General features: G+C 47.9%; 3 protein-coding genes. 2 read left to right on the forward strand and 1 reads right to left on the reverse strand.

The window, feature by feature from the left end; translation table 11 throughout:
• Nucleotides 1-95 precede the first annotated feature (95 nt).
• Nucleotides 96-641: a PadR family transcriptional regulator gene (locus tag AC805_RS00700; RefSeq protein WP_055073630.1), complete on the reverse strand. Its 546-nt coding sequence runs from the start codon at nucleotides 639-641 to the stop codon at nucleotides 96-98.
• Nucleotides 642-737: 96 nt separating this feature from the next.
• Here AC805_RS00700 and AC805_RS00705 point away from each other — a divergent pair, with 96 nt between their 5' ends.
• Together AC805_RS00705 and AC805_RS00710 are read left to right on the forward strand one after the other, a co-directional pair.
• The gene (locus tag AC805_RS00705; RefSeq protein WP_055073631.1) at nucleotides 738-1562 is read left to right on the forward strand and encodes an SDR family oxidoreductase; all 825 of its coding nucleotides are present in this window, start codon (nucleotides 738-740) and stop codon (nucleotides 1560-1562) included.
• Nucleotides 1563-1567: 5 nt separating this feature from the next.
• Complete coding sequence (locus AC805_RS00710; RefSeq protein ID WP_055073632.1) at nucleotides 1568-2737, forward strand: ABC exporter membrane fusion protein; 1170 nt, start codon at nucleotides 1568-1570, stop codon at nucleotides 2735-2737.
• Nucleotides 2738-2815 lie beyond the last annotated feature (78 nt).

Here is a 2815-nt window from a genome sequence, read left to right on the forward strand (position 1 = left end):
TAAGTAGCTAGGCATAAGTAAACTTAAAACCCAGAAGAGCATACTGCCCGCATAGCGGGCAGTATGCTCTTCTGGGTTTGTTTTTTTATGCGGAACTACTTAACCGATTTGGCGATCGCCTCTAGTACTTCATCGCACCAGCCAACCCAGTCTTCTTGATAGCGAATTGCCCGCCGAATAATTAGATGCATGTATAAATCCTTTGGCTCCAAGGATTCCAGATTTTTAGCAAAATGCTCATCCATTTTTTTGACATGGATTGCCATGTTTGCATGGAGTTGTCGCCGCCTTTCGATTTCGCGCAGGGTCACTTGATGGGGAACTAAATGGGCGGCTAATCCCATTACGCCTAAATCTTCGCGCATGGCAGTTGGCTCAGTGGGTTGAACTAGCCAATCCGTGAGTTCTTTTAGCCCTTGATCGGTAATGGAATAGATTTTTTTATCCAGCCTGCCTACCTGTGGAATCGCCTCATAGGTGACACTGCCCTGCTTTTCTAGCTTGGCTAGTTCGGCATAAATTTGCTGCTGGCTTGCTTTCCAAAAACAACTGCCAAAACCTTCAGCAAATTCTTTGGCGACTTCATAGCCGCTGAGAGACTGCCGCGAGAGGAAAGCAAGGATGGTGTGTTTGAGTGCCATTACAAATTAAACCGCAAACTACTTGACGAATTTTATTGGTTAAGTATACATTATTTTTTGTATTCAAAAACTTGAATACAAAAAACGGAGTTAAAAATGCAGAATATTAATTCTCGTCAGCAGCTTAATGCTAGCTACTTATATAAGCGATACGGATCTTGGGCGGTGGTGACGGGTGCTTCTTCGGGAATCGGGCGCGAGATGGCGCTGCGACTTGCGGGATCAGGGCTAAATCTGGTTCTAGTTGCGCGGAGTAAACAGGTATTGGAGCAAATGGCGGTTGATTGGCGCGATCGCTATGCGATTGAGGTCAAGGTTCTGGCGGTTGACTTGGCGCAGGATTCGGGAAGCAAAATTATTTTGGACGCAACTCAAAATCTCGATATTGGGCTACTCGTGGCGGCAGCTGGATTCGGGACTGCGGGAGCATTCCTTGCGTTGCCCATAGAAACAGAAATGGAAATGCTAAATGTCAATTGCCGATCGCTATTAGAACTAACTTGGCATTTTGGGCAAAGGCTTATGAAGCGCGGTAATGGTGGCATTGTGCTGATGAGTTCGATTGTCGGCTTTCAAGGCACGCCCTTTGCAGCGCACTATGCAGCGACCAAGGCATATGTCCAGACCTTAGCTGAAGCCCTATATGTGGAACTTGCCCCGATGGGAATCGATGTGATTGCCTCTGCTCCTGGCCCTACTAATAGCGGTTTTGCATCCCGTGCAGGCATGAAATTGGGAATGGCATTAAATCCTGAAGATGTGGCTCAGGCAACTCTAGATGCTTTAGGCAAAAAGCCCACAATCCTTCCAGGGTTTATCTCTAAACTGCTGACCTATTCCCTCGCCTTTTTGCCTCGTTGGGCGAGGGTGCAGATTATGGGAGGAGTAATGCGCGATATGACCAAACACCAGAGAGGCTAAACCCTATGAGCATTAGATTTCCTGTTCAATATTTGCCTCTTACGGCGATCGCGATCGCTTCTTTGGGCATTGGCAGCATCGCCTATATTAATCTCGCCCCAAAGTCCATTCAACCTATTATTTCCGAAACCACTCCTAAATTAGAAACAGTTTCAGCATTGGGCAGATTGGAACCCGATGGTGAAGTGATTAAAGTATTTGCGCCGACATCGGGCGAAAGTGCGCGAATCGAACGGCTCAATGTCCAGCATGGGCAACAACTTCGCAAAGGAGAGATTATCGCCTATCTCGATAACTATGCTCCGCGTGCGGCGGCTCTAAGGGAAGCACAGGAACGGGTTACAGTTGCCGAAGCGCAATTAAGGCAAGTGGAAGCGGGAGCAAAGTCGGGGCAAATTGTGGCTCAGCAAAGAGTCGTCGATCGCATTCAAGTAGAGTTACAAACGGAAACTGCTGCTCAAGAAGCAGCGATCGCAAGGTTAGAAGCGGAACTTCGCAATGCGGAACGAGAGGATCGCCGATATCAATATCTGCAAACGGAAGGCGCTATTTCTGCTTCCCTGCGCGATAGTAAACAGTTAACTAGCGATACAGTCCGCCAACAACTAAATGAAGCTAAGGCGCAATTATCGCGGATTGTGCGATCGCGTCAGTCACAAATCGCCGAGTCCCGCGCCACCCTCGACCAGATCGCTGAAGTTCGTCCTGTGGATATAGAATTAGCGCGATCACAGGTTGCTCAAGCAGAGGCAGGTGTGGCGAGAGCGAAAGCCGATTTGGATTTAGCAGTAGTGCGATCGCCCCAAGATGGTCAGGTTCTCAAAATCCATACCCGTGCTGGGGAATTAGTGGGAACTAATGGAATTATTAGTTTGGGACAAACTCAACGCATGGTTGCCGTTGCTGAGGTTTACGAACTAGATATCAACCGAGTCAAGATCGGTCAGTCCGCCAATGTAATCAGCAAAAATAATGCCTTCTCCGAAACATTGCGCGGCAAAGTGAAGGAAGTCGGATTGCAGATTAGTAAAAAAGATGTCTTAAATACCGACCCTGCGGCGCAGTTCGATGCGCGAGTTGTAGAGGTAAAAATATCGCTGGATGAACCTTCTAGCCGTTTAGTTGCAGGATTAACCAATCTCAGTATTCAAGCAGCGATCGATGTTCGGGAATGAAGATCCCCCCCTTAATCCCCCTTAAAAAGGGGGGAGAATTTTCTTCTTCCCCCTTTTTAAGGGGGATTGAGGGGGATC

It is taken from the genome of Pseudanabaena sp. 'Roaring Creek' (genome assembly GCF_001402795.1).
Classification (GTDB): Bacteria; Cyanobacteriota; Cyanobacteriia; order Pseudanabaenales; family Pseudanabaenaceae; genus Pseudanabaena.